Here is a 25912-nt window from a genome sequence, read left to right on the forward strand (position 1 = left end):
CTAGCCGCTAATTCCCCCTTGTCATAGTCCGGCTAGAGCCGGACAATACCGCCCTTTGCGCTGCTGCCCCAATTTCGCCCATATGACGCTACTTGCCTTCGGTATTAACCACACCACCGCATCCCTCTCGGTTCGCGAGCGCATGGCGTTCGCACCGGAAGCAGTGGAGTCGTCGTTAAAATCGGCGATTGAGCAGGCGGGCTTGGCAGAAGTTGCGATTTTATCCACCTGTAATCGCACGGAGATTTACGCCAATAGCGAAAGCGAACTGGATAAGCTCACCGAGTGGTTGCTGGCGCACACCAATATCAAACCTGATGAATTGGCCCATTGTTACTACTGCTACCAAGGCGACGAAGCTGTGCGCCATATGATGAAAGTAGCCGGTGGTTTGGATTCGCTGGTGTTGGGCGAACCCCAGATTCTCGGCCAAATGAAATCTGCCTACGCCGTAGCCTGTGATGCGGGTACCATCGGCGGTGAATTGCATACCACTTTCCAGCAAGTGTTCAGTATTGCCAAGCGCGTGCGTACCGAAACCGCTATTGGCGAAAACCCGGTGTCAGTGGCTTACGCGGCAGTGAGTTTAGCGCAGCAAATTTTTTCGGATTTAAAACAAGATACGGCGCTTTTGATTGGCGCTGGTGAAACGATTGAATTGGTTGCCCGCCATTTAGCGCAGCACGGAATTCATCGCATCATAGTCGCCAACCGCACGCTCGACCGCGCCCAGCGTTTAGCGCGCGAATTTAATGGCGAAGCGATTTTGCTTGCGGATATTCCCGAGCATTTGCATCGTGCGGATATTGTGATTTCGTCCACCGCGAGCCAGCTGCCTTTGTTAGGTAAGGGCGCTGTGGAAAGTGCGCTCAAAAAGCGTAAACACAAACCTATGTTTATGCTCGACATCGCCGTGCCGCGCGATATTGAAGAACAAGTCGGCGAGTTGGACGATGTGTATTTGTACACGGTTGACGATTTGCACGCGGTTATCGACGAAAACAAAAAATCCCGCGTAGCCGCGGCCGATAAAGCTGAAGAAATTATTGCCGAAGGTGTGGAGCTTTATCGTCGCCAGCAGCGCTCGCTCAATGCGTTAACCACCATCAAAGCCTATCGCAAAAAAGCAGAAACTATGCGTGACCTGGAGTTGCAAAAAGCGCTCAGTGCTTTGGAATCTGGCGGCAACCCTGAACAAGTGTTGCAACAGCTTGCGCGCAACCTGACCAATAAATTAATTCATTCGCCGACTACTCATTTGAAAGAAGCCAGCGCGAGCGGCCAAACCCAAGTAGTTCAATTAGCCCACGCTTTGTTCGATCTTAATCCAAACGATTTAGAAGACACAGACTCTGGAACGGAAAATAATTTCTAATGAAAGCATCGATTTTAGAAAAGTTAGATCGCCTTAAAGAACGCTATGAAGAAGTGAGCGCGCTTTTGTCCGAGGCTGAGGTTATTAACAATCAAAATAAATTTCGCGAGCTTTCTAAAGAGTATGCGGAATTGGAGCCAGTGGTTGTTGGCTACAAGAATTATTTGCAGCTGTTGGACAATATGGAAGAAGCCAAGCATTTAATTGCCGATGGTGATGCCGACATGAAAGAAATGGCAGAAGAGGAGCTGCGCGATTGCGAAGCACAGCTTGAGCCAGCGCAATTAGAATTGCAGCGTTTGTTGTTGCCGAAAGATCCCAATGATGAAAAGAACTGCTATCTGGAAATTCGTGCTGGAACCGGCGGCGATGAAGCAGCTATTTTCTCCGGCGATTTATTCCGCATGTATTCCAAATACGCAGAGTCTCAAGGTTGGCGAGTTGAAGTCTTAAGTCAAAGCGATGGCGAACACGGCGGCTATAAAGAAATTATTACTCTGGTTACCGGCAGCGGTGTGTATTCAAAATTAAAATTTGAATCAGGCGCGCATCGTGTACAGCGCGTACCTGCAACCGAAACCCAAGGGCGTATCCACACCTCCGCTTGTACAGTTGCCATTATTCCTGAAGCGGATGAAATGGAAGAAATCAACATTAACAAAGCGGATTTGCGCATTGATACCTTTCGCTCGTCGGGCGCTGGTGGTCAACACGTTAACAAAACTGATTCGGCAATTCGTATCGTTCACATTCCAACGGGTCTTGTTGTTGAATGCCAGGATGAGCGCTCGCAACATAAAAACCGTGCGCGTGCCTTAAGCGTTTTAGCGTCCAGATTAAAAGCCATGCAAGAAGAAGCTGCGCATAAATCTATGGCGGACGAACGTAAAAGTTTAGTGGGAAGCGGAGATCGTTCTGAGCGCATCCGCACTTACAATTATCCGCAAGGCCGCGTGACAGATCACCGCATTAACCTCACCTTGTATTCGCTCGACGCAGTTATGCAAGGTGATTTGGCGGGCATTATTCAGCCTTTGGCGAACGAATACCAAGCGGATCAATTAGCTGCGATTTCGGATTAAGCATTCGAATGTATACCGCCACCTTTATTTTTGCAGCCGGGCAATACGATGAAGAGTTTTACCAACTCGACGAACAAATAGCGGAAGTTGCCCGCAGTATTCCCGGTTATTTGGGCGAAGAGTCGTGGGAAAACAAAGAGACGGGTCGTGTTTCAAATGTTTATTATTGGGAAAATTTGGCCGCCTTGCAGTCGCTGATTAAACATCCCAAACATATTGAAGCTAAAGCTAAGCAAGAAAAATGGTTGAGTGGATATCAAGTTGTTATTGCAGAAGTGCAACGCGTTTATGGCGATGGTGCCTTTGTGCATCCTGCAGATTCATTTGTTAATCCTTAACATTTGGGAATAATCAAGTTGGAATTGAAATGAATTTATTGACAATCGCCGACTGCTTGAAAAAATCCTCACAGCTCCTCAATGTCAGCGACAGCCCGCGTCTTGATATTGAGCTATTGCTTACACACATTTTACAAAAAGATCGCACTTATCTTTTTACCTGGCCGGAAAAGCAACTTACCGAACAAGAAGTAAATCAGTTCAATGATTTCTTTGCCCGCCGTTTAACCGGCGAACCGGTGGCGCACATTATGGGCCAGCGGGAGTTCTGGTCATTGCCCTTAATGGTTAATAGCTCCACCTTAATTCCCCGCCCGGATACAGAGCTTTTGGTTGAAGCAACGCTCGGGTTATTTGCTGAAGATGAAACAAAACAATCGCGTCGCTTATTAGATTTGGGTACAGGTACAGGTGCAATTGTCTTGGCGCTCGCTAATGAAAAACCGTCGTGGCAATGTGTGGGTGTGGATAAAGAAATTGCCGCCGTTGAGCTGGCTGAAAAAAATCGCCTTCAACTCAAATTAGATAATGTAAAAATCCAGCAGAGCAATTGGTTTGCTGCGCTGGAAAGCGAAGCTCCTTTTGATGTTATTGTCAGTAATCCACCTTATATTGATCCGCAAGACGAGCACCTTACCCAAGGTGATGTTCGCTTTGAACCTTTGTCGGCGCTCATTGCAGATAATAAAGGCTTGGCTGATTTGGAATTAATTATCGCGCAGGCGCCAAAATTTCTGACGGCTAATGGCTGGTTGTTGGTCGAGCACGGTTACGATCAAGGTGAGGCTGTACGTAATTTGTTTGAGCATAATCATTTTGATCAAATAAATACTTTTCGCGATTTTGGTCGCAATGAACGTGTAACAATTGGTCAACGCAAATCAATTTAATGATTTCAGGCTGATGAGAATTCTATGAACGATCAACAACTGCTTCGCTATTCCCGCCAAATTATGCTGCCCGATATTGATCTGGATGGGCAGGAAAAATTGTTGGCTGCGCGCGTGTTAATTATTGGCCTTGGTGGTTTGGGTTCGCCTGTTGCTATGTATTTGGCAGCGGCAGGCGTTGGCAATTTACTTTTGGCAGATTTTGATACGGTTGATTTGAGTAACTTGCAACGGCAAATCGCTCACACAACAGATCGTATCGGTCAAACCAAAGTTGAATCCGCCGCGCAAACTTTACGTGCGTTAAATCCAGATGTGCAAATTACCTGCATCACTCAATCACTGGATGCGGATGCCCTAAAAACCCTCCTTGCCCAAACAGATGTAGTTGTAGATTGTTGCGATAATTTTGCAACGCGCTTTGCTGTTAATGCGGCTTGTGTTGCGGCAAAAGTGCCCTTGGTGTCGGGGGCAGCCATTCGCTTGGAAGGGCAGGTTTCAGTGTTTGATAATCGCCAGCTCGATTGTCCCTGTTACCGCTGCTTGTACGACGAAGAATCTGAAGAAAACACCAGCTGTGCTGCTAATGGCGTGCTTTCTCCTTTGGTGGGAATTATCGGTAGCATGCAGGCATTGGAAACGATTAAATTGATTGCCGGATTTGGCAAAACGCTTGCTGGAAAACTATTGGTTTTTGACGCGCGCTACAGCCAATGGCGTGAGCTAAAGCTGCCTAAAGATAAAAATTGCCCCGTCTGCGGCAATGCCAATTAACCCGCGCCTCCCCATCTATTTAGCTCGCGACTTGGCAGTAAAAATTTGCTAGGATCGCGCTCGTAATGCCTAATAAATCAAACTTATAAAAATCTACACGGAGTTTTTATGTCTAATCCGCAATTTGAGGTTGTTCTAAAGGGTGTACTGGCCGGTGCTGATGAAGCGAAAGCCAAAGCAGATTTTGCCGCACTTTTTTCGTTAGATGCAGACAAAGCAGAACGTTTGTTTTCTGCCAAAAGAGCTGTTTTAAAATCCGGTATAACATTAGACCTTGCCAATAAATATGTTGCTCGCTTGGCCGGTATTGGTGTTGAAGCAGTTGCCGAGGCTATAGCTGTTGAAGAGCCTTTAAGTTTGGTTCCTATTGATAACCCTTCGAATGAAGGCGCGTCAGAAAATCAGGCGTCCTCACAAGAAGCCAGCGCTGATGAAGTTGCCCCCAGTGTATCGACTAGCCAAACTAGTCTTGAGGCTGATACACGTGCAGAAAGATTTCAAAGTGGGTTCGAGTCAGCGCAATCTGGAACAGACTCGCAACAAAAACATCGCCACCAATTTTTATTTAGCGGTGTCGGTTTTGAATATTTTAAAATCTGGATTGTTAATATACTCCTAAGCATTGTAACCATAGGTATTTATTCTGCCTGGGCCAAGGTGCGTAACAAGCAATATTTTTACGGTAACACTCATATTGCCGACGCAACTTTTGAATACACAGCGGAACCTATAAAAATTCTAAAAGGTAGATTGATTGCGTTTGCCTTGTACGTTGCGCTTGCATTTTCGGGTCATATCTCACCGATTCTCTCACTCGTTGTGTCTATCTTATTCCTGGTATTTTTGCCATGGATTATCGTTAACTCGCTAAAATTTAATGCGCGTCATACAAGCTATCGCAATATTCCTTTCCGCTTTCATGGAACTATTGGCGGCGCCTTAAAAGTGTTTATTGGTTGGCCAATTCTGGGAATATTATCTTTAGGCATACTGTTTCCTTTTGTTTGGAAAAAACAAACCCAATACATCACCAACAATCATTCATACAGTGCCGAGCCATTTGTTTTTGATGTGCACGTGAAAGAATATTACAAGATGCTGCTAATTCTGATTGGCGCAACCGTAGTGTTTGCAATCGTATTTGCTATGGTTGTAGGCGGCTCTGTTATGGCAATGGTTGGTATGGGTGGTGATTTTGATCCGGCGGCAGTCTTAACAGTTATTCCAATTATTCTTGGTTATCTGGCTTTTTATTTTGCGCTGGGTGCCTATGTTGTAGTGGCTATGGCAAACATTCATTGGAACAACACTAAGCTGCAAAATCATCAATTTGAATCAGATTGGGCAGTGCTTTCTTATCTTGGTTTAATTGTCACTAACACATTGGGTATTTTGTTAACGCTTGGCTTGTTTATTCCTTTTGCCAAAGTTCGTGCGGCGGCATACAAGGCAAATCACACAGCCTTGGTTGTTGCGGGCGATCTGGATGGATTTATTGCCAATAAACTGGAAGAGTCCAATTCGCTCGCCGAAGGTGTACATGATCTGTTTGACATAGATATTAGTATCTAAAAGTGAGGCAGGAAATGGCACTGCAAGGAATTTGGTTTGATGGTAAAACCTCTGCATCACAAGCAGTTGAGTTGCAAATGGATGATGTGGGAGAAATCTCCGTTATACAGATTGCAAATGCATCTGTTCTGGCGCGAGTGCCTTTTTCTGCTGTAAAAGTTTCCTCACGCGTGGGCAACACCCCACGCTTTTTATATTTCCCGGACGGCGAAAAATTTGAAACCCGGCAGCATGATCAAGTTGATCAATGGTTGCAAAAGTATCGCCCGTCCTTCTGGCATAACCTTGCGCATCAATTAGAAACCCACACCTATTTTGTTGCGCTAACCTTGGTACTGGTAATAACTTTTACCTGGGCTGTAGCGGTTTATGGGCTTCCCGCAGCCTCGCGTTATATTGCGTTTCAATTACCGCAAAATGTTATGAACAGGGCGGCGACAGAAACATTGCAGTTCCTGGACAAGGCGCACTTAAAACCAACAAAATTAGATGCACAAACACAGAAACAAATCCTTGCGCATTTTGCGCCCGCTATAGAGCAAAATAAAAACCTGCATATCAAAGTTATATTCCGTGGCGGCGGCGCTATAGGTGCAAACGCTTTTGCGCTTCCGGACGGAACGGTTTTATTTACTGACGAAATTGTTCGTTTGGCCAAAAACAATGATGAATTGCTGGCAGTGCTTGCACATGAAATTGGCCATGTTAAATATCGCCATTCACTGCGATCAGTTATTCAGGGTTCGGTTATAAGTTTTGGTGTTGCCATGCTAACGGGAGATTTGTCGGCGGCCTCAAATTTATTGGCAAGCTTACCTGTTGTAATTACCAATATGTCTTACTCTCGCGATTTTGAACGCGAGGCAGATGACAATTCACTCGTGTTTTTAGATGCGCATCACATAGAACGCCATTATTTTGTAGATTTAATGGAACGTTTAACCTATCAGGCCGAATGTAGTCAGTTAATGATGGGCGCGCAGATAAAAGAAAAATGGACCTTTAAAAAATCAAGCTCTTCCTCATCGCAGTCTTCATCTGCTTCAAACTCTAATAAAGAACATGAAGCAAAAGATGATGAAGATATCGCCGCTGAAACAAACGAAGATGACGACGATGATAAAAGCCAGCCGTGGTTGGATGTGGAAAAGCATAAAGCGCAGTGCGACAAGCTAATTGCAGAACATAAGAAAAGCTTTTTTGATGCGAAAGTCATGGGGTATTTCGCGTCACATCCAGAAACGAATGAACGCACCATCAAGTTCAAAAAACCACCAGCTAAAACTCAGCCGTAAAATGATCGGGTTTGATTCGGGTATATGGGTATGTCGTCACCGCAATTCGATATAGTTTTTCGCGGTGTGCGTGCAGGCTTTGATCCCGAATTGGTTAAAAACCAGTTTGCGAATTTGTTTAAGCTGGAGCCGGCTAAAGTCGACCGAATTTTCAAGTCTAGAAACGTCACCTTAAAAAATCATGCAGATGAACGCTTGGCAAATATTTTTGTGGCGCGTTTGCTGGCTATAGGTGTGCATGCAGATAAGCTTCCTGTCGAACGTCTTCCATCAAAAGCAATTTACTTAAAAGATTCAGGTGAGGTGGCAACTGATGCGCACCCCATGCATCAGCCCGTGGAGTTCCTATATGGTGAGCATATCAGGCGAATTCCTTTTGTATTTAATGGTAGCGGGCTTGAGTATCTTAAGCTTTGGTTGGTGAACCTACTTGCTTGTATATTAAGTGCAGGTATTTTGTACCCCTGGGCGAAAGTGCGCTCCTTGCGTTATTTTTATCAACGCACCCACTTGGATAATGTCGAGTTCTTCTATACCTCTAATCCGCAAAAGATATTTTTAGTGCAGTTTGCACTCTCGCTTTATTTAGCTGGCTTGGCGTACGCTTTTTTTCGCGCGCCACTTATATGCTTAATCGGTGGTGTGATATTGATTGCAGTGCTTCCCTATTATTGGTTAAAACGCAGCACCTTTGAACAACAACATTCATTGTATTGTGATACGCATTTCCAAAAAAAATCCGACCTGCGTGAGACTTATAAAATATTTTTGCTGTGGCCTCTGATCGCAGTATTAACAGCAGGCTTGGCAGCTCCCTATGCAATTTTTAAAATCCAGCAGCATCGCGTAGAAAGTATTTCAATTGGTGGTTACGCTTTTTCATTCTCAGGTAGTTTTAAACATTATTTATCCTTACTACCATCACTATTGATTGCAGAAGCGCTAAGTGCCGCCTGTTTATATTATCGTGAATATTTACCTTTTGGTTTTTCGGTATTATTGGTGGCAGGATTATGGATGCTTGTGTTCATACGGTGGCGAGTAACTCTGGTTAATTTGCAATGGAATTCAATTAATACCAAGCTGGGTTACTTTGTAGCGAATTGGGATTTGCAAAGCTATAACGCATTAGTAACGAGCAATTTAATCTTATGCATTATTACCGCCGGTTGTTATTGGCCCTGGGCTCGTATAAAAAGCGCTCGTTATAAATCAGAGCGGTTAGCTTTTTTTGCTAACCAACGCTTTGCTAAATGGCGACGAAGCGTGTTGTGAGACTGTCTTGCTAAAGCTGTCCTAACATTTATATGAAAAAGTGGAGTATTGATGTGGATAAAGAATTGTCAGGCACAATTAAACAATGGAATGACCAAAAAGGATTTGGATTTATTGCAGCAGACTCGCCTAGCGACGTTTTTTTTCATATTAGTGCATTGCGCGGGGATCGTCGGCCGCAAATAGGAGATGAAATCTTTTATGTTCCAACGAAAGATGAAAAAGGGCGCCTGATTGCATCTCGCATTAGGTATGTTGATATTAAAAGTAATATGAATAAGAGCTCAAAATCCAACGCGATTGGTAATTCAGGTAATCAAAGAAATGTCGTCTTTAAAAATATTAAAATTAAAGTTTTTATATTTGCCCTTTTGTTAGCGCCTGTAGTAATTGGTATAGCAGCAGTTTGGATTCATAAAAATTTTCCTTGGGCTGCATATCTATATTTTTCAATGAGTCTATTTAGCTTTTACTTGTATTGGAACGATAAGCGGCATGCCGAAATCGATGCTCGGCGCATTTCTGAAGCTAGATTACATTTTTTTGAGTTGGTAGGCGGTTGGCCGGGTGCCTTGATTGCGCAACAGGTATTCCGTCATAAGACTAGAAAGCTATCGTATCAGTTTATTTTTTGGTTGATTGTCATTCTTCATGAGCTATTTTGGTTGGACCAAGTTTTAGTCGCGGGAAAAGTTTTTGGGGCTATTAGCTGAGCCCCATCCAATCTATATTAAATTTTCTGCGTTCGAATCGCACTCATCATTTTTAAGCGAGCATGTGATTCGTAATTCTCCCAAATTTCCTCCTGCTTACAAATCGATAGTCCCGCGGTCGCGTACACTTAAAGTGTCCGCGGTCACAGTTGCGGACACTCTTCAAGAAAAATTATTTCTCTAAAAACAACAAGTTATAAAAATAAAAAAGATGGCACAGGCTGTGCAAAAGCTATAGCAATACTGAAATTGCTTAAACGGCTTGAGGTTTACGGAAATGATTAAAGGTACTGAACAGCAAGATATCCCGCTGGTTAGCAAAGCAAAAAAATCAACTATGCGCATTACTGCTATCTCTGCAGCTGTGCTATCGATATTTGGTGCTGCGGTGTGGTTTTACGCCGATGGGCCCAATGCATCTCTGGTAATGGAAAAAGATCAAGTACAAATTGCCAGCGTAAGCCGAGGTGATCTTGTGCGCGATTTGGCAGTGCAGGGCAAAGTGGTTGCAGCAAATGCGCCCACACTTTTTAGCCAAGCTGAAGGCCAAATCCGGTTTATTAAGCAACCTGGCGAAGCAGTGAATATGGGTGACTTAATTGCGTTGGTAGAAAGCCCCACGTTAAAAAATGAGGTTGCTCAGCAGCAAGCACTTTTGTCGTCAATGAAATCGGAAATGGAACGTTCACAATTGAATGCACGTGAACAACAATTGGATATGGAGCAATTGCGTAATAGCGCGCAAGTTAATTTGCAAGCTGCAAAACGCAATTTGGCCCGCGCAGAACAATCCATTGCTATAGGTGTGATTCGTAAAGTGGATTTTGAAATAGCACGTGATGCTATGGAAAAAGCAGAAATGGAGTTTATTCATGCACAACATAAAGTGGCTCTCGCATCCGACAAATTAAAATTCGAGCAGCGAGCCAGCGAACAATCCTTGGCTCGCCAAACCTTGGCCGTTGAAGAATTGGAGCGCAAGCTTGCCAGTTTGCAAATTAAAGCACCCGTAACAGGGCAAGTAGGGAATTGGTTAGCAGGCCAAGAGAGCCGAGTGGCAGAAGGTAGTGGCTTGTTAACGGTAATCGACCTTGGTCAATATGAAGCTGAAATTTATATTCCAGAAAATTATGCCGCTGAGTTATCACCAGGGCTTGCAGTAGAGATTAGCTATAACGGTGAAAAACTACCGGGCACACTCAATCATGTTGCTCCGGAAGTAAAAGAAGGCAGTGTTAGCGCCCGCGTCCGTTTCAATCAGAATGATGCCAAAAGCTTGCGTCAAAACCAACGGTTATCAGCACGTATTTTATTTGAAGAAAAGCGCAACGTCTTGCGTGTAGCCCGTGGTGATTTTGTCAGTTCTGGTGGAGGGCATAGTTTGTATAAAGTTGAACAAAACCTGGCGGTGCGTGTACCGGTTGAGCTTGGCGCTTTATCTGTGCAATGGGTGGAATTGGTAAAAGGTGTTAAAGAAGGCGACCGAATTGTTATTTCCAACGTGCAAGCCTTTAAAAATGTCGAACGTGTACGTTTGAATTAAATTATTTTGTATTTTTTAAGAAGGAATCAAACATGATTAATATCCTCAACTTAAGTAAATCTTATCGCACAGAGCTTATTGAAACTCACGCGTTAAAAAATATTAGCCTGCAAGTCAGTGAGGGTGAATTTGTTGCGCTCACAGGTCCATCGGGTTCAGGAAAATCAACTTTGTTGAATGTGCTGGGGACTTTGGAAAATTTTGATCAAGGCGATTATCTGCTTGATGGAAAATCCTTAAAGGGGCTTTCTGATACCGACCTTTCGAAGATTCGCAATGAGAAAATTGGTTTTATTTTCCAGGGCTTTAATTTGATTAAAGACTACAGCATCAGTGACAACATTGAATTACCACTTCGCTATCGCGGATTTTCGGCTGCAGAGCGCAAGCGCCGTGTTGAGAGGGTTCTGGATTTAGTCGGTTTGGCTGCGCGCAGGGATTATTACCCATCACAACTTTCGGGCGGACAACAGCAACGTGTTGCTATAGCACGCGCGATTGCGGGTGAGCCGCGCATTCTGCTAGCGGACGAACCAACCGGTAATCTGGATTCGCTAATGGCGCGTCAGGTGATGGAGCTGCTGGCAGAAATTAATAAGCAGGGTTGCACGATTTTAATGGTGACCCATGATCCGGATCAGGCTCGCCGTGCAGATCGACAAGTACAAATAATCGATGGCCATTTGAGTGATTCGGTTATGTATGAACCACTTTCCCAAGCAATTGCCTAGGAGATTATGATGGAACAATTTATTCACTATTTATCTTCTGCATGGGTAAGTATTAAGCGCGCTCCTTTGCCTTATGCCTTGACTATTTTGATTATGGGTTTAGGGCTTGGTGTGTTTTTTAGTAATGCGACTTTTTATTACTGGGTTAACCATGATCCTTTGAAACATAAGAGCGATAAATTATTTTTTCCGCGCATTGCCAGCATGCCTAATGAATGCCATGGCTGTGAACCACCGCCGGTGCTGAGTTATGCTGACATTAAAAAGCTAAGCGGTAGCAATATCCCCAGCGCGAGCGCCGCTATGTTTTCGGCACTCGGTTACGCCAAAACAGATGAGCGCAGTTCAGCAGGTTCTGCAACTATACGTTTTACGCAAAAAGATTTTTTTAAATTGTTTGATGTGCCCATATTGCACGGACAGGTTTGGCCAGACAATAACGCGCGCATGGAGGCCATTTTAAGCAAAGCTTTTGCAGAAAAATTGTTTGGTAATAATGATGTAGTAGGCAAAAGTTTTTTGCTGGATGATCGTGTATATACAGTGTCTGCTGTTTTGGATAAATGGGATATGTGGCCAAAACTTTACGACGTGAATGTGGGTGGCTACCGCGAACCTGTCGAAGATATCTATTTACCACTCGAGCTTTCGTATGACCTGAATTATCACTCCAAAGGCAATACGCGCACTTACGAACCTATTAATCCGAGTAAGTATGCAACTGAGGGCCGCGAAAAAGCGTTTCATCGATTGCAATTCTGGGTGCAACTGGATTCGCCTGAACAAAAAAATAACTATCTGGCGTTTATGCATAATTTGGTTTTAGACGAAAAGAAAGCTGGCAGGCACCCCAATGTGGATACCAGCGTGTTGCATCCTATGTCTGAAATTATGAGTGCATTTCACATTCAGGATACGGAAGTGAAAGCCTTTGCCTTGGTTACTTTGCTCTTTCTTTTCGTGTGCTTATTTAATGCGAGCCATTTGTCGCTCAATCGCTACATGGCAAACCAATATGAATTTAGCTTACGCCGTGCCCTTGGTGCATCGGGCCGTAGCTTGCAAGTTCAATTGTTGGCAGATGTGTTCATCAGTAGCATTTTCACGCTGGGGCTGGCATGCATTTTTTCCTGGGCAGGAATATTTTTGATTAATCATTTTTTGCCGGGTAATCAGCAATTTGCGCGTTGGAATGTTGGTCTGCTTTTTTGGCTAATCGTAATCAACTTTGCGGTCAATTATTTGATGTCGCTTTATCCTTCGTTGCGTACATCTTTTGGCAACCTCAATTTACAACTTAAATCTTAAGGTAAGCCTATGTCATTTAAACTCTTATTCAAATCATTACTGCGCCGCAAGTTGGTCGTTGCATTATTGTTAATCCAACTGGCGGTCACTCTGGCGTTAATTGTTAATAGTATTTTGCTCGCACTACATGCGCGTGAATTGGTTAATCGCGAAACAGGGCTGGATTTAGAAAATACCCTGATGGTGAGTTTAAAGCCTACATCACCTGCGTTGGGCAAAGAACCTGCGCTCTCCGACTTAATGGAACGCCAGCTTGCTGCGTTACGTGCTCTTCCGGGTGTTGAGGCCGCAGCCTACGCTAATCAGGCGCCCTTGGTACAGGGTGGGAGTAATAGCACAGTTGAAGATTTAGATGATCCGCAACATGTTCGCATCGACGTAGTTCCTGTAAGTGTTGCATCTGTGGATATTATTAAAGCCTTAAACTTGAAATTAATTGAAGGACAATTGCCGGATGCATTAGATCCCTTAATTGATTTTAGCGTGGTAGATATTAAAACGCTTGATATAAGCACGCGTGGGGCAGTGGTAACAGAGAGCGTGGCAAAACGCCTTTATGGCGATCAGTCAGCCATAGGTCGTGTCACCACTAACGGTCGAATAGTTGCAGTTGTTTCTGATTTTACGAGTCAGTTGTCAATGGAGAATGTTAATTACCAACTATTCAATATTGATCATATGTATCCCGGGGCTGTCTCCTATATTTTATTTGTGAGAACCCAAGCCGGAATGGCGGATAAAGTAAAATCCCAATTGGCAGATACTTTGCGTGCTGCAGATAGCAATATAGATATTTTTTTCGTGCGCAGCCTTGCAGAACAGAGGGACGAGCTTTACAGCCGCCAGAGCGGGCTCGCGGTTTTATTAACAACCTTAGGAGCGCTTATGCTATTGGTTGCAATGGTTTCAGCTTATAGCAATGCTTTTTTTCACGCGCTTAAACAGCGGCAGGAAATCGGCATGAAACGCGCAATAGGTGCTAGCCAAAATTTGATTTTGCGCGAATTATTTTCCGAAGCCTGGTTGACCACAGGAATAGGGTGCGTGTTGGGAGTTTTTGCCAGCTTGGGATTAAACAAACTGCTTGCATCGGTACTGACTATTCCGGAAGTTCCTTTTTGGTTGCCAAGTATTACAGTGGGCATGATGATTGTGTGCGTAACTTTAGCAACCTGGTATCCGGCAAAAGTAGCTACTAATATTTCACCTGCGAGTGCGGCAAAATCATTGTAAGAATTTAAATTTGTTAAACTGCGGAACCGTTGGCGAACATTACCAATGATAAACTGTATGTAATGACCCGCGACTTACCATGTTAAGTGAAGCTTATGCCGAATATTCTTATTATCGATGATTCAGATGCAGTGCGCGGCGCGCTGGAAACTTTGTTTCAGTGGCAGGGTTATCAAGTCATTTGTGCAGATAGCCCTGCGCGAGCCTTGCAGCATTTAAAAACAAATAGTATCGATTTGATATTGCAAGATATGAACTTCACCAAAGGTGAAATGCATGGTGCGCAGGGTAAAAATTTATTCTATCAATTGCGCGAGCAACATCCTGACGTGCCTATTATTTTAATGACGGCTTGGACCTCGTTAGACATGGTTGTTGAACTGATTAAAGCGGGCGCGATTGATTACATCGCCAAGCCTTGGGATGACCAGCGCCTGATTACCACTGTGGCCAACACACTTAAATTAAAAGTATTGCAAGATCAACAACGTTTAAGTGAGCGCCAGCAACAAGAGCGCCACGCAAGCTTTGTTAATAAGGATTTATGTGGTTTGATATTTGTCAGTACGGCTATGGAGCAGCTATTACAAATGGCAATACAACTTGCGCCTTCAAATGCCGCTGTATTAATTACGGGTGAAAATGGTACAGGGAAGGAAGGTGTCGCTCATGTGTTGCACATAAACTCCAATCGCCGCGCAAAGCCTTTTATTAAAGTAAATATGGGTGCACTGCCTGCTGATTTAATTGAGGCTGAATTATTTGGTGCGGAGCCGGGCGCCTATACAGGTTTAACAAAGGTGCGTATAGGTCGCTTTGAGGCAGCCGATGGTGGAACTTTGTTTCTGGATGAAATTGGCAATCTACCTTTATCTGGCCAGATAAAATTGTTGCGTGTATTGCAAACCGGTGAGTTTGAGCGACTTGGCTCCAGCGTTACACGTAAGGTGGATGTGCGTTTATTAAGTGCAACTAATGCCGATTTGCCGAACGCTATAAGTGCTGGGGAATTTCGCCAGGATTTGTATTACCGCATCAATGTTGTGGAATTAAAGATACAACCCTTGGCAAAGCGTCGTGACGATATTCTGCCGCTGGCAAAGCACTTTCTTGCAGGGCAAAAAAACTTATCGCGCGCAGCGGAACAAAAAATGTTGGATTATGCGTGGCCGGGTAATGTACGTGAATTGCAAAATGTTTGTCAGCGTGCCTTATTACTTTCCAATGGTGATGCCATTGAGATTGAGGATTTGTTACTGCAAAATCACAAGTCTTCAATAGTAGAATTGACTGTAAGCGGCGCAAATAAAAATCGTGCGCTGGATGATATTGATCAACAAACACTAAAGCGCGTGTTGGCACAGCATCAAGGTATAGTATCGCGCGCCGCCAAAGAATTAGGCATTACTCGACAAGCGCTTTACCGGCGAATGGAATTTTATGGCCTTGCCAAAATTTAAACTGCGAACTCATGGCCTTTTAGCAATTGCTTGCGCTTATGCTTTAATGGCCTTTGTTTTAATAAATGCGAAGCTGGCAGTTGAACAGCAAATTTGGTTGTGGGGCGGCTGGTTAGCTTCGGTCGTTTTGTTATGTATATGGCAATACATCGCATACCGATCATTGGAACGCGAAATTAAAGCGATTAATCTTCACTCAGATAGCTTGCGCGATAACGCATTTAATCTGTCGGCAAATACCCATCTGCTCAACGAGCTTCTGCCTACCGCAAAAGCACTTAGCGAAATGTCAGATCACTTGCAGCGTGAACGTGCGAGTCTTTATCAGCGTGAATTGTTATTGGATACGGTTTTGCAAACCAGCCCTAGTGCGCTGGTTTTAACCGATGAAGACGGTCGCGTGCTCTTAAGCAACCCTGCAGCCCGTATTTTATTAAACAAAGGTAAACGTTTTGAGGGCAGCTTATTTTCCGTGCTTCTGGAACAATTACCAGAAGTAAAAGCTGCTCTCGCACAACAGCAAAGCCTGGTGTTTTTTGACGAGTCCGCCTCTATCTGGCATTTATCCAGTAGCCGTTTTCAACTTAACCAACGCAGCCATTTTCTTTATCAATTCAAACCGGTAACCAAAGAGATTCATCAGGAAGAAATTAAAGCCTGGAAAAAACTGTTACGAGTTATAGGCCATGAACTAAACAACAGCCTGGCTCCCATGTCCTCCCTTGCGTACTCGGGCCGCATTCAAGCGGAGGCAAAAGAGCTGGAATCTTTCGCGGATATTTTTTCAACGATTGGCGAGCGCTGCCAACATTTAAATCAATTTTTGCAGGACTATATTAATTTCGCCAAATTACCTGCGCCACAACGCCAACCAGTAAATTGGGCGCAGTTAATTAATGAGTTACAGGATCACTACGAGTTTGAACTCTTGGGCGCTTTACCAAAAAATATTTGGCCGCTAGATCAAACCCAATTGGCACAGCTGTTATTAAACTGCCTTAAAAATGCTTCAGAAGCTGGAGCTACTGCCGCAGGAACGCAATTGTCGTTAATTGAAAAGGCAGATTGTCTGCTTATCGAGCTGCAAGATGATGCTGGCGGCATGAGCGAAGAAGTGATCACTCATGCATTGGTTCCTTTCTATACCACCAAAGAAAAAGGTTCAGGCATTGGCCTAACCTTGTGTCAGGATATTGTTCAAGGTCACGGTGGCAGGTTTGAACTTTTAAATCGAGACGCAGGTTTATTGATAAGGATTTTTTTGCCGACAGTTGCCCATCATTCGTAATACTTTTCAGGCTGGCAAAAGCCGAGCCTGATGTTTTTTAATATTTCCATTAGCTGAAAAATGCTTTCTTCAATTCCGCATGTTGTTCCGCTTTCAAACGCGGGCCAAATTGCGCAACCACTTTACTTGCAGCCAAGCTTGCAAAGTCACCAGCTTTCTTAAAGTCGTGACCTTGGCTTAAGGCGTAAAGGAATGCGCCAGCAAACATATCGCCTGCACCGTTGGTATCTACTGCGGTAACTTTATTGCCTGCGATTTTAATTTGGGTTTCGCCGTCAAATAACAGTGCGCCGTCGCTGCCGCAGGTAATGGCGAATTGTTTGCAATATTTCTTTAATGCTTCCGCTGCTGCTTCAAGACTTTCGGTTTGGGTAAAGCCCATGGCTTCATCGCTATTGCAGAATAAAATATCCACACCATTACCGATCATTTCCACTAAACCGTCACGGAAAAATTGCACCATGGCCGGGTCTGACAAACTCAGCGCTGTGCGTGTGCTATTGGCTTCCGCATGTTGGCGCAAGGCAATTGCGGCAGCACGACCAGTGGGTGATGTCACCAGATAACCTTCAATGTACGCAAAGTGCGATTGTGCTATGGCAGCCACATCTAACTCCGCCACCGACAAAGTTTCACTAATGCCGAGGAAGGTATTCATAGTGCGTTCAGCGTCAGGTGTAATCATGACCAGGCATTTACCAGTCGTGCCTGCAGGCGGGTTAATATGCGCAGGATAGGTGACACCGGCGGCTTTAATATCCTTGATGTAAAAGCGGCCATTTTCATCGTCGGCCACTTTGCAGGAATAGACATTGTTACAGCCAAAATAACTTGCGGCGATAATCGTATTGGCTGCTGAGCCACCGCTAGCTTTGTGTGAGGCTACCAAGTGATCAGCAAGGTAGTTAATGAGTTCGCGCTGGCGGGCTTCATCAACCAGGGTCATAACGCCTTTGTCTACATTCATGGCGGTCAGGTCAGCGTCGCTAAGGGTGATTTCGGTATCGACGAGGGCGGCGCCTATGCCGTAAATGTGATATTGCTTGCTCATGGAAAAACCTATGTGATTGGGTGTCTGATCGAATGTGTGAGGTGGAGCATTATGCTGAAAAGGTTTAACTCGATAAAGCCTTATCGAACCCGTAAAATGTCTAGCCATCTAAACTGTGAACAATTGTGGAAATCTATTTTATGTGCGCTGGCAGCCTTAAAATCACGCTGTTATCGCCGAAAATGAATTTCCAGAGCTGCACTTCACTATCGTATCCATCTTCTGTCGGATCTTTTTAATGACCAAACGTCGTTTTCTAAGTCGTAGTAAAAAACCTTCTGGTGCGAGTTCAGTCCACATCCCGTGGAAGCCAATACTCTGGATATGTCTTGCCGGTATGTTGATCGGTGCATTAATTTTGGGTGTCTGGAGCCTATACCTCGATAAAGTCGTGCGCGAGAAATTTGAGGGAAAAAAATGGTCTTTGCCCGCTCGGGTTTATTCAAGGCCGCTAGAACTCTATGAAGGCCTGCCGTTAACTCCGGTGTTATTCGAAAAAGAATTGGAAGCGCTGGGATATCGCACCTCCGCCAGCATAACCTCCTCTGGCCAAATGACACGCCGCGCTGCCAGCAGTAGTGAAGTTACCTACGACATTTATACGCGTGGATTTAATTTCTGGGATAAGCGCGAAGAGCCGCAACGTTTTACCGTGCGTATAGATGAAGGAAAAGTTGCGTCGCTTATGGATGAGAAAGGCGTTGGCTTGCCGTTAGTACGTATGGAGCCAGAAGAAATTGGCGGCATTTACCCCAACAATATTGAAGACCGTGTGTTGGTTAAATTAGACCAATTGCCCCCACTGTTGGGTGAAACTTTATTAGCGGTTGAGGATAAACATTTTCTAGAGCATCACGGTGTATCGCCAGAAGCAATTTTGCGCGCAATTTGGGTCAACGCTCGGGAAGGTGAAGTTGTGCAGGGTGGCAGTACACTCACACAACAATTGGTGAAGAATTTTTATCTGACATCTGAACAAAGTTTAACGCGCAAAATTCCCGAAGCCATAATGTCGGTTTTGTTGGAGCTGCATTACAGCAAATCTGAAATTTTGGAAACTTATATTAACGAAGTTTATTTAGGCCGCAGCGGATCGCGTGAAATTCATGGGTTCGGTTTAGCGGCGCAACATTATTTCCGTCAACCGCTGCATGAATTAAACGCACAGGAAATTGCGTTGCTCGTGGGATTGGTGAAAGGAGCATCCTTTTATAATCCTTGGCGCAATCCAGAGCGCGCAAAAAATCGCCGTAATCTGGTGCTGAGTGTTATGCATCAGGAAAATTTAATTGATGATAAACAATTTAAAATTGCTCAAGCTTCACCCTTGGGGTTGGCTGCAGAAACCGATGTAAGCCTGATTAATTATCCTGCTTTTGTGGACTTGGTAAAACGCCAATTGAAACAGGATTATCAGGAAGATGATTTGCGCAAAGAAGGCCTGCGTATTTTTACCACCATCGCCCCCATGGTTCAACGGCTTGCAGAAAAAGCAGCAGCTACACGCGTTGCGCAACTTGAAAAGCAATATAAATTAAAAGACATGCAAGTCAGTATGGTGGTGACGTCAGTTGGTAGCGGCGAAATTCTTGCGCTGATTGGCGATAAAAATCCGCGCTTCCCCGGATTAAACCGCGCGTTGGATGCACACCGTCAAATCGGTTCTTTGATGAAACCTTTTGTCTATTTAACCGCGCTCGATCAACCACAAACTTATAACCTTGGCACTCTCATTAGTGATGATCCCGTTAGCATTAAAGGCGGCGATGGAAAAATGTGGGAGCCCAAAAATGCTGACAATTTAAGTCATGGCAATATGCCGCTTTATCGCGCGCTCGCGCATTCTGAAAATCAGGCAACAGTTCGTTTGGGAATGCAGTTGGGTGTTAAATCTGTTGTGCAAACGGTTAAAGCAGCGGGTTACAACGGCGAAATTCCGCAAGTGCCTTCTATTTTAATTGGCGCGGTAGATATGTCGCCCATGGAAGTAACGGGGATATATCACACGCTGGCGGCAGAAGGTGTTTACACACCGCTGCATGCTATTCGCGAAGTTTTGAATGCGGAAGGTCAACCACTTAAACGTTACCCTATTGAATTGGACCAACGTTTCTCCGGACAAAGCACGTTTGAATTACAGTATGCCTTGCAAGCTGTTTTACGCGAGGGTACGGGGCGCAGTGTTTATAATTCTTTCCCAGCATCGCTTCCGCTTGCGGGTAAAACCGGCACTACAAATGATCAACGTGATAGTTGGTTCGCCGGTTTCAGTGGCGAGCATTTAGCAGTGGTGTGGGTTGGTAAAGATGATAATTCAAAAACACCGCTTAGCGGCGCGAGTGGTGCGCTACAAGTTTGGGCCGATTTGATGCGTCAACTACCAACCCAAGGTGTAAACCAACAACCACCAGAAGGTGTAAGCTACGATTGGATTGATACCAGCACCGGTTTATTAAGTGCAGAGCATTGCGAGGGTGCAATGTGGCTGCCATTGCACAACGATTTTAAACCTAAAGAATCTGCAGAATGCAAAATTAAAGCTGGTGCGGAAGAGCACTGGTGGCAGAAAATTTTTAATTAACGAGCCTTATGACTATCAAGCGGATATTTATCTATATTTTGTTGGTCGTTGCGCTTTTGGTTGTTGGGCGATTTATCTACATTCGCATAGCATACGACTTTGAACTTCAGCATAAAGTCGCTCTTGCTGTTGCAGAAGTGAGGATGAAGTGGCTTAAGATTACCCGCGATACGCAAGATACTGATAAAGCCAATTTGGATGATTCAACCCTAATCAGTTTTAATACAACAGAGTGCCACGGGTTTTGCCCGGTATATGATCTGTCTCTTTATGGTTCAGGGCGTGCGGAGTTTAAAGGCGAGAAATACGTTTGCAAAGCGAATCAAATTTCGCATCTGGATAAGCAATTAGTCCGCGACTTGGCGATAAAGCTAAAATTGATTGGCTTCGAAAATTACGCTGATTTTCAACATATGGATGTCACAGATCGGCAAACTTATAGAGTTTCTTTTAAGCATAAAAATAGTGAACACAATGTTAATCACTACTTGGGTGATTTAACCGCTCCTACAGAATTGACTCTTGTAGAGAAGGATATTTTGGCCATTGTTGATAAAATGGCTGTATTAGGAACTTATTCGCCCGCTGGATTAGTCTGTACTATGGAAGGAAGAACAGCAGACTTGATACCATGGGTGCATTGGAGTCAGGCTGCTGAAGAGCCTGAAATCATCCAAAAAGATTGAGTGTTCCAGCGCAATAAGTGGAGTTTTGATGAAAAGATTTTTTATATGTGTGAGTCTGTGCTTTGCGGTTACCCAATTAGTGGGGTGTGCAAGTCATGTGGCTACCCAATCCGCACCGCCAGTTATTGAGAAATCTGAACCTGTGGCGCCACCGGTGGTAAAGCAACCTGAAAAACCTGTTGAGCCCGTTGCTCCACCGCAAGCAGTTCCGCAAACCCAGGCTCCGGTACCAACGGCGACTAGCAATGCGACGGCGAGCTTGGTGAGCCAGGCGCGCGCACAATATCAAGCAAAAAATTACAATGCTGCAATTGCGACTGCAGAGCGGGCACTGCGAATTGATCGTCGCTCGCCAGAGGTTTATTTAGTGTTAGCACAAAGTTACGTTCAATTAGCGAATACCCAGCTTGCCATGCAATTTGTGCAGCAGGGAATTCGCTATTCGCAGGCGGGAACAGAATTAGCGCAAGCTTTAGTTCAGGTTAGGGATTCGTTGCAGAAATAAGAATTTTTCCGGTATTAAAACCGCCATCTTTAACAAGGTGGCGGTTTTTTATTTTTTAACGTCGCTTTTGTACGAATAAATCAACAGCAAAAATACCCCCGCCATAATTGCCATATCCGCAACATTAAAAATGCCCGTACGCAAACCGCCAATGCCCATGTTCATAAAATCCACAACGCCGCCGTTATTGGTTATGCGATCGTAGAGGTTGCTAAAACCACCACTTAATACCAAACCGCAGGCGAGGTTTTGTAAATTATTCATGGTTTTGTCGCGTAGGGCGTAAACAGTAAAGCCAATTAAGAACACGCTGACTAAGCCGCTGAAAATGGTATCGCGAACACCTTCGGGTAAATCTTTTCCCAAACCTAAAAAGGCGCCGTGATTGATTGAATAGGTGAGAACAAAAAAGTCATTCCACCAACTGAGTGTTTCGCGTCCCAATAAATGTTGGGTGGCTAGAAATTTTGTCCATTGATCAATGGCGATTGAAATGACGGATGTTACACCTATCAATAATAATTTTTTCTTCATCGAACATTTCCTGAAAGCGCCATAAAAACTCCGGCGGCAATTAATACACAACCTGAAATACTGTTAAACCACATTTGATGTTTTGGTGCTTTAAGCCACAACATAATTTTATTGCCAGCAATAGCGTAGATCAGCATCCACATTAAATCGGTAATTAGAAACGTAATCGTCAACACTAAAAACTGCAGTGCAAGTGGTTGCTGGTAATTTATAAATTGCGGAAATAATGCACCGAAATAAATTAACCCCTTGGGGTTACTAACAGCGATAAAAAACGAGCTCCACCACACCGATTTAATGGAGCTTATCGACGCTACCTTATTTGCGCTTTCAATAGCGACAGGTGTGCGGATAATTTGCACCCCCAAAAATATTAAATAGGCCGCGCCCAACCACTTTAACGCATTAAACAATAAGTCGTTCTGGCTGATGATAAAGCCCAATCCTAGTGCCGAGAGTGCAACTAAAACCAGATTACCAAAACTGGCGGCCATCATTCCCACAAATGCCTTACGCAAACCCAGGCGACCGCCGTTACTCATACATGAGAGCATCACCGGGCCTGGGCTTGCAGACACAACAAAAGTGATCGACAGAAATAAGCTGAAATTGGTAATTGGCATTAGGGTTCCCACGCAAGGCCGCTATCTTAGTGGAGCTGGTTCTTGCGGGCTAGCGCAACTTGGCGCATTTAACCCGTGTTCGCAAAATTCTCTTCTATACTCAATGCATTATTGATCTTTTAGCAGGTGAAATATGACCAATGCCAGCATTGCCAAAGCAGTAAAAATTCTTGAGGGACTAGCAGCAGGGCTCAATGACGCCTATTGGGAAGCCAGCACGGTGGATCGCAAAGATTTCTTTTACGACATTATCAGTGCGGTCCATTCGGAATTGTCGGAAATCGGTAAGCTTAGCGTTTTAGACCATGATTTGGTGTATGAACCTATTACTGCGGAGTTTCGTGCAGCTCGCGCCAAGTTGACTCGGCTGCGCAAAGTTTTGGATGAATTTGTGTTGCGTTCAAGTACAGCTGCTAAATTGGATGGCTTAATTAATGACGCCGTATCGCTCCCTGTTCGCTAAAAAACGGAATTTGGCGACCGTTTTATAGCTTTTTCCCATTAATTTGTGAGGTTTATCTCAAATCAATGTAAAAAAGTTATTGTGTGAACTGGCAATTTTTTGATCAGCGCTAATACTTAAGTTACTGATGAGTGCATCGCTGTTGCACGTAGTCTCAGTTGGGTTTACTTGTTGCCCAGTTGGAATTCCCCTTTATTTTGTACTCTAGTATGGTCTTGGCCGGTGCTGTTTCAGCACCGGTTTTTTTATGCCTTTAAATTGATGCTTTTTGGGCTGCATTAAAATCAATTTTTTAAAGGATATTTTTCTGCCCAGATTCTGTATTTCTCCAATACCTTATTACCGTTCCCTATGTACCAACCATAGCCTTTACGGCGCTCTTCAGATATTTCGGCAATCGAATAATGCACAGTGCTGTCCCGGTCGCCGAAAATCGGTTTGTTGGTTCCTATTTCATAAAATCGGGCCCAGATAGGCGAGGCACTTGGATCTGGCTGTAAATTTACATCATTGCGCGACCAGCGCTGCCCGATAATTTTATTGTTATCTAACCATTTAGCTCCTGCATGAACGGCCTCTATCAGCTCTGCATCTGGCTTTTCTACATCCATCAATAAATCCAGCAGCGATGCACTTTCAGCACTGGCGAGAGATGTCATTTCAAAATTGCGCGCCTTAGTGGAAGCAAGACTAATACGATCATGTTGCGCACCCCAAATAGTGCGTTGGCCATTGGTAACGACCTGGGTTTTCTTAATGCATTCCAAACCTTTGTTAAAACTGGCGAGTGCTTTTGCGCGCAGTTTTTTGGATGTAAACCCAAACTCATTTTTACCCAGGCTGATATCCCGCAGTAATTCCATGAGGTTTTTTATAAGGTTGTCATTATAGGTTATGTGATCGTGGTAACCGCCAACCAACGGATAATTTTGTGGCCAGCCACCGTTGGGATATTGCGCATCCAATATCAGTTGTACACCGCGCTCAAATGCCTGTGCGTAGATTTTTTTGTGAGTGATTGAATGGGCGCGCGCAAGTAATTGCAATTGTGTTGTGGTGGAGTTGTTATCGAAAGTGGGGATGTAATTTTTTTCAACGCCAAAGGCTTCACCTTTTTGTCGCAAGTTTTTCGTCATATCGGTGCGTTTAGACCAACCGCCCGACGGAGTTTGGTAAGAAAGAATAATGGCCATAACACGCTCGCCCTCAGCGCTTTTAAACCATTCATCGGCGGGTTTTGGGTCAAAACCAAACTCTTTGGCATGCTCGGGAGATTTTGCAGTGGTAAGACTGAGTGCTGAAACTTCGGCAGCTATGGTTTCGCTATCCAGCGTTTGCCAGTGATTAGATTTAGCGATGTAGGCGTGCCACTCAGGTGTGTCGGGAACAGGGTTGGCGGTACGTTCTTCGCCGGTTGCAGCTACAGAAAAATGAGCTAAAAGTAAAAAACCTGAAAGCGCATATTTCAGATGTTTGGGATGTAAAAAAACCAAGTTGACTTGCATAGATCACCCGTCGAGTTTTTGCATTTGTAATTATGCTCCGCATTTGCAGCGAGGCTTTTTTGATACTGACCGAGTGGTGAATCCTTTCTGTATGCCTTCTTATAAATATTTATGTATTGTTTTTTTGTCTGCGATTTGTGGCTGAAGTGTAGCTTATTTTATTTTAAAAACTATTTTCCGGGCCGGGGAAAATTCCGGCTTTTACATCAGCAACGTATTTTTGCATGGCGCCGGGAATGTCATTAGCTTCCAGCAAAAAGTTTTTAGAAAATTTGGGCGGTTGTTCAGTTAAACCGAGAATGTCATTGATGACCAATACTTGCGCATCTGTATCTTTGCCGGCGCCAATACCAATAGTTGGAATAGAAATTTCTGCCGTGATTTGCTCGGCGAGAGCGGCGGGAATACATTCCATTAACAATAAGTCTGCGCCGGAATCTGCCAGCAATTTTGCGTCGGCGAGTAATTTATCCGCTTGTGATTGCTCGCGGCCTTGTACGCGGAAGCCGCCAAACTTATTCACAGATTGTGGCGTTAATCCTATGTGCGCGCATACCGGAATGCCGCGATCAGATAACATGCGCACTGTATCTGCCAGCCATTCGCCACCTTCCAGTTTTACCATATGCGCGCCGGCTTGCATGATACGCGCGCAATTGCGCAGCGCATCTTCCGGTGTGGCGTAAGTCATAAAGGGGAGGTCGCCCATAATCAGCGACTTTTTGTTGCCGCGCGCTACGGCTTCCACGTGATAAATCATTTGCTCCATAGTGACCGGAATGGTGCTGTCATAACCCAGAACCGTCATGCCGAGTGAGTCACCAACCAACACCACTTCAACACCGCAACGCTGCGCCATAGCGGCCATGTGTGCATCGTAAAGCGAAATAACCACAAACTTTTCGCCCGAACCTTTCAGTTTGTGCAGAGTGTTAATGGTAACGGCCTTAGTGAGCGCGCTATTAGTGGTGGAGGTGCTGTGGGAAATGGTTCCGTAAGGCATAGTGAAATCGTCTTGTGAGCGCGGTTGGCGCGGTTTGGAATCTATTGAATTTCTGATCAAAAAGTATGGCGCAAATGAGCTTGA

Annotated in this window: 24 protein-coding genes; 19 read left to right on the forward strand and 5 right to left on the reverse strand. The window is 44.5% G+C overall.

Translation table 11 applies throughout. From position 1 onward, the window contains the following. Nucleotides 1–82 precede the first annotated feature (82 nt). From hemA to IE104_RS13305, 15 genes are all read left to right on the forward strand, one after another. On the forward strand, nucleotides 83–1375 hold the full coding sequence (hemA, locus tag IE104_RS13235; protein ID WP_189419273.1) for a glutamyl-tRNA reductase: 1293 nt from the start codon (nucleotides 83–85) through the stop codon (nucleotides 1373–1375). Then, nucleotides 1375–2457, forward strand: coding sequence for a peptide chain release factor 1 (gene prfA, locus IE104_RS13240; RefSeq protein ID WP_189419274.1), 1083 nt, complete (start codon nucleotides 1375–1377; stop codon nucleotides 2455–2457). The genes hemA and prfA overlap by 1 nt, the downstream gene beginning before the upstream one ends. Nucleotides 2458–2465: 8 nt before the next feature. Beyond that, nucleotides 2466–2795, forward strand: a complete 330-nt coding sequence (locus tag IE104_RS13245; RefSeq protein WP_189419275.1) for an antibiotic biosynthesis monooxygenase family protein — start codon at nucleotides 2466–2468, stop codon at nucleotides 2793–2795. A gap of 29 nt (nucleotides 2796–2824) precedes the next feature. Continuing rightward, the gene (gene prmC, locus IE104_RS13250; RefSeq protein ID WP_189419277.1) at nucleotides 2825–3685 is read left to right on the forward strand and encodes a peptide chain release factor N(5)-glutamine methyltransferase; all 861 of its coding nucleotides are present in this window, start codon (nucleotides 2825–2827) and stop codon (nucleotides 3683–3685) included. 24 nt (nucleotides 3686–3709) lie between these two features. Next, nucleotides 3710–4459 carry a HesA/MoeB/ThiF family protein gene (locus tag IE104_RS13255; RefSeq protein ID WP_189419279.1) on the forward strand — a complete coding sequence of 250 codons (750 nt, stop codon included), beginning with the start codon at nucleotides 3710–3712 and terminating at the stop codon, nucleotides 4457–4459. Nucleotides 4460–4567: 108 nt separating this feature from the next. Continuing rightward, on the forward strand, nucleotides 4568–6031 hold the full coding sequence (locus tag IE104_RS13260) for a YjgN family protein (protein WP_189419281.1): 1464 nt from the start codon (nucleotides 4568–4570) through the stop codon (nucleotides 6029–6031). 14 nt (nucleotides 6032–6045) lie between these two features. Then, entirely contained in the window at nucleotides 6046–7326 is a 1281-nt protein-coding gene (locus IE104_RS13265; RefSeq protein ID WP_189419283.1) for a M48 family metallopeptidase, read from the forward strand. A 30-nt stretch (nucleotides 7327–7356) separates the two neighbouring features. Further along, entirely contained in the window at nucleotides 7357–8601 is a 1245-nt protein-coding gene (locus tag IE104_RS13270) for a DUF898 family protein (RefSeq protein ID WP_189419285.1), read from the forward strand. A 53-nt stretch (nucleotides 8602–8654) separates the two neighbouring features. Continuing rightward, entirely contained in the window at nucleotides 8655–9314 is a 660-nt protein-coding gene (locus tag IE104_RS13275; RefSeq protein ID WP_189419287.1) for a DUF1294 domain-containing protein, read from the forward strand. A 277-nt stretch (nucleotides 9315–9591) separates the two neighbouring features. Continuing rightward, a complete protein-coding gene (locus tag IE104_RS13280) occupies nucleotides 9592–10857 on the forward strand; it encodes an efflux RND transporter periplasmic adaptor subunit (RefSeq protein WP_189419289.1) in 1266 nt (421 codons plus the stop codon). A 32-nt stretch (nucleotides 10858–10889) separates the two neighbouring features. Beyond that, nucleotides 10890–11588, forward strand: a complete 699-nt coding sequence (locus tag IE104_RS13285) for an ABC transporter ATP-binding protein (protein ID WP_189419291.1) — start codon at nucleotides 10890–10892, stop codon at nucleotides 11586–11588. Nucleotides 11589–11594: 6 nt separating this feature from the next. Then, nucleotides 11595–12896, forward strand: a complete 1302-nt coding sequence (locus IE104_RS13290; protein WP_229837904.1) for an ABC transporter permease — start codon at nucleotides 11595–11597, stop codon at nucleotides 12894–12896. Nucleotides 12897–12905: 9 nt separating this feature from the next. Continuing rightward, nucleotides 12906–14129 carry an FtsX-like permease family protein gene (locus IE104_RS13295; RefSeq protein ID WP_189419293.1) on the forward strand — a complete coding sequence of 408 codons (1224 nt, stop codon included), beginning with the start codon at nucleotides 12906–12908 and terminating at the stop codon, nucleotides 14127–14129. Nucleotides 14130–14224: 95 nt separating this feature from the next. Then, nucleotides 14225–15589, forward strand: coding sequence for a sigma-54-dependent transcriptional regulator (locus IE104_RS13300; protein WP_189419295.1), 1365 nt, complete (start codon nucleotides 14225–14227; stop codon nucleotides 15587–15589). Nucleotides 15590–15635: 46 nt separating this feature from the next. Further along, the gene (locus IE104_RS13305; RefSeq protein ID WP_189419296.1) at nucleotides 15636–16877 is read left to right on the forward strand and encodes a sensor histidine kinase; all 1242 of its coding nucleotides are present in this window, start codon (nucleotides 15636–15638) and stop codon (nucleotides 16875–16877) included. A 49-nt stretch (nucleotides 16878–16926) separates the two neighbouring features. Here IE104_RS13305 and IE104_RS13310 read toward each other — a convergent pair whose 3' ends face one another. Then, a complete protein-coding gene (locus tag IE104_RS13310) occupies nucleotides 16927–17928 on the reverse strand; it encodes an adenosine kinase (protein ID WP_189419298.1) in 1002 nt (333 codons plus the stop codon). Between the two features lie 238 nt (nucleotides 17929–18166). Here IE104_RS13310 and mrcB point away from each other — a divergent pair, with 238 nt between their 5' ends. Genes mrcB through IE104_RS13325 form a run of 3 tightly spaced genes read left to right on the forward strand, consistent with a single transcriptional unit; the run spans nucleotide 18167 to nucleotide 21700 of the window. Beyond that, nucleotides 18167–20509, forward strand: a complete 2343-nt coding sequence (mrcB, locus tag IE104_RS13315; protein WP_189419300.1) for a penicillin-binding protein 1B — start codon at nucleotides 18167–18169, stop codon at nucleotides 20507–20509. 8 nt (nucleotides 20510–20517) lie between these two features. Further along, a complete protein-coding gene (locus tag IE104_RS13320; protein WP_189419302.1) occupies nucleotides 20518–21195 on the forward strand; it encodes a DUF6438 domain-containing protein in 678 nt (225 codons plus the stop codon). Nucleotides 21196–21223: 28 nt separating this feature from the next. Then, nucleotides 21224–21700 carry a tetratricopeptide repeat protein gene (locus tag IE104_RS13325; RefSeq protein WP_189419304.1) on the forward strand — a complete coding sequence of 159 codons (477 nt, stop codon included), beginning with the start codon at nucleotides 21224–21226 and terminating at the stop codon, nucleotides 21698–21700. A 48-nt stretch (nucleotides 21701–21748) separates the two neighbouring features. Here IE104_RS13325 and lspA read toward each other — a convergent pair whose 3' ends face one another. Together lspA and IE104_RS13335 are read right to left on the reverse strand one after the other, a co-directional pair. Then, a complete protein-coding gene (gene lspA / locus IE104_RS13330) occupies nucleotides 21749–22234 on the reverse strand; it encodes a signal peptidase II (protein WP_189419305.1) in 486 nt (161 codons plus the stop codon). Continuing rightward, nucleotides 22231–22857, reverse strand: coding sequence for a LysE family translocator (locus IE104_RS13335; protein ID WP_189419307.1), 627 nt, complete (start codon nucleotides 22855–22857; stop codon nucleotides 22231–22233). Before IE104_RS13335 ends, lspA begins: the two co-directional genes overlap by 4 nt. 133 nt (nucleotides 22858–22990) lie before the next feature. On the opposite strand from IE104_RS13335, the gene IE104_RS13340 reads away from it, so the two are divergent. Beyond that, entirely contained in the window at nucleotides 22991–23320 is a 330-nt protein-coding gene (locus IE104_RS13340) for a hypothetical protein (protein ID WP_189419309.1), read from the forward strand. Nucleotides 23321–23604: 284 nt separating this feature from the next. Here IE104_RS13340 and pelA read toward each other — a convergent pair whose 3' ends face one another. Together pelA and panB are read right to left on the reverse strand one after the other, a co-directional pair. Then, the gene (gene pelA / locus IE104_RS13345) at nucleotides 23605–24825 is read right to left on the reverse strand and encodes a pectate lyase (protein ID WP_189419311.1); all 1221 of its coding nucleotides are present in this window, start codon (nucleotides 24823–24825) and stop codon (nucleotides 23605–23607) included. A gap of 163 nt (nucleotides 24826–24988) precedes the next feature. Then, nucleotides 24989–25828, reverse strand: a complete 840-nt coding sequence (gene panB, locus IE104_RS13350) for a 3-methyl-2-oxobutanoate hydroxymethyltransferase (RefSeq protein WP_189419657.1) — start codon at nucleotides 25826–25828, stop codon at nucleotides 24989–24991. Nucleotides 25829–25912 lie beyond the last annotated feature (84 nt).

This window comes from Cellvibrio zantedeschiae (assembly GCF_014652535.1).
GTDB classification, from domain to species: domain Bacteria; phylum Pseudomonadota; class Gammaproteobacteria; order Pseudomonadales; family Cellvibrionaceae; genus Cellvibrio; species Cellvibrio zantedeschiae.